We start from the raw sequence: 2,161 nt of genomic DNA, 5'->3' as shown, positions 1-2,161 counted from the left end.
CCCCGCATCGCGGGGTGCCCGGCGTCGTGGTGCGGCGGGGGGCGTCAGCCGTGCTTGGCGCGGCTCGCGGCGCGGGCGCGCTCGCGGGCGTCCAGGTTCACCTTGCGGATGCGCACGGCCTCCGGGGTGACCTCGACGCACTCGTCGTCGCGGCAGAACTCCAGGGACTGCTCCAGCGACAGCTTGCGCGGCGGGACGATCGCCTCGAACGAGTCGGCCGAGGAGGACCGCATGTTCGTGAGCTTCTTCTCCTTGGTGATGTTGACGTCCATGTCGTCGGCACGGGAGTTCTCGCCGACGATCATGCCCTCGTACACCTCGGTGCCCGGCTCGGTGAACAGCACGCCGCGCTCCTGGAGGTTGGTCATCGCGAACGCGGTGACCGCACCGGAGCGGTCGGCGACCAGGGAGCCGTTGTTACGGGTCTGGAGCGCGCCGAACCAGGGCTCGAAGCCCTCGTGGATGGAGTGGCCGATGCCCGTGCCACGGGTCTGGGTCAGGAACTCCGTACGGAAACCGATCAGACCGCGGGAGGGGACGACGAACTCCATGCGGACCCAGCCGGAGCCGTGGTTCGACATGTTGTCCATGCGGCCCTTGCGCACGCCCATGAGCTGCGTGACCGCGCCCATGTGCTCCTCGGGCACGTCGATCGTCATGCGCTCGACGGGCTCGTGCGTCTTGCCGTCGACCTCCTTGGTGACGACCTGCGGCTTGCCGATGGTCAGCTCGAAGCCTTCCCGGCGCATCGTCTCGACCAGGATGGCGAGCGCGAGCTCACCACGGCCCTGGACCTCCCAGGCGTCCGGGCGCTCGGTGTCGAGCACGCGGAGGCTGACGTTACCGATCAGCTCGCGGTCGAGGCGGTCCTTGACCTGGCGGGCGGTGACCTTGCGGTCCTTGACGGCCGCCTTGTTGTCGGCGCCCTTGCCGGTGGCGCCACGGCCGACCAGCGGGGAGGTGTTGGTGCCGATGACCATGGAGATCGCGGGCTGGTCGACCGTGATCAGCGGCAGCGCGACCGGGTTCTCCGGGTCGGCCAGGGTCTCGCCGATCATGATGTCCGGGATACCGGCGACCGCGCAGATGTCACCGGGGCCGGCCATCTCGGCCGGCTTGCGGGTGAGCGCCTCGGTCATCATCAGCTCGGTGATGCGGACGTTGCTGACGGACCCGTCGCGCTTCATCCACGCGACCGTCTGGCCCTTGCGCAGCTCGCCCTGCTCGACGCGGAGCAGCGCGATACGGCCGAGGAAGTTGTCGGCGTCCAGGTTGGTGACGTGGGCCTGGAGCGGGGCGGCCTCGTCGTACGTCGGCGCCGGGATGTGCTCCAGGATCGTGGAGAAGAACGGCTCCAGGCTGGTGGAGTCGGCCGGGACCGTGCCGTTGTCCGGCTTGGTCAGCGAGGCGATGCCGTCGCGGCCGCAGGCGTAGACGATCGGGAACTCGATCTGCTCCTCGTCGGCGTCCAGGTCGAGGAAGAGGTCGTAGGTCTCGTTGACGACCTCGTCGATCCGGGAGTCCGGGCGGTCCGTCTTGTTGATGCACAGGATGACGGGCAGACGCTGCTGCAGCGCCTTGCGCAGCACAAAGCGGGTCTGCGGCAGCGGACCCTCGGAGGCGTCCACGAGCAGGACGACACCGTCGACCATCGACAGACCGCGCTCGACCTCACCGCCGAAGTCGGCGTGCCCGGGGGTGTCGATGATGTTGATGGTGATGACGTCCCCCCCGGCCTTCGGGTGGTACTTCACCGCCGTGTTCTTGGCGAGGATCGTGATGCCCTTCTCACGCTCCAGGTCGTTCGAGTCCATCATGCGGTCGTCGACGCCCTCGAGCTGGTGGGCGGCGAAGGCACCGGCCTGCTTCAGCATGCCGTCGACGATGGTGGTCTTGCCGTGGTCGACGTGGGCGACGATGGCGACGTTGCGGATGTCGTGGCGCGTGGCCATAAGAAGGCGTACTCCCGGAGTGTGAGGAAGGCCCTGCGCGGACGTCTGCGGTGCGCGGACCCTGCCGGGCTCAACATGCCACGGCCTCACCCCATGGTACGGGTGCCCGGCGGCTGGGTTCAGCCGGGATACGTCGGTGCAGGTCAGGATGGTTTTCGGGGTGCTCGTCCCCCGGGTACGAACGCCCCGGGCGCCCGCACCATGATCAC

1 protein-coding gene is annotated in these 2,161 nt (G+C 68.8%); it reads right to left on the bottom strand.

Annotated features, from left to right (window positions below):
* Positions 1 to 44: 44 nt before the first annotated feature.
* On the bottom strand, positions 45 to 1,952 hold the full coding sequence (gene typA / locus ACFTZL_RS44230; protein WP_382596110.1) for a translational GTPase TypA: 1,908 nt from the start codon (positions 1,950 to 1,952) through the stop codon (positions 45 to 47).
* Positions 1,953 to 2,161 lie beyond the last annotated feature (209 nt).

It is taken from the genome of Streptomyces sp. NPDC056948, from assembly GCF_042674225.1.
Classification (GTDB): Bacteria; Actinomycetota; Actinomycetes; order Streptomycetales; family Streptomycetaceae; genus Streptomyces; species Streptomyces purpurascens.
This window is presented reverse-complemented; position numbering and strand designations above follow the sequence as displayed.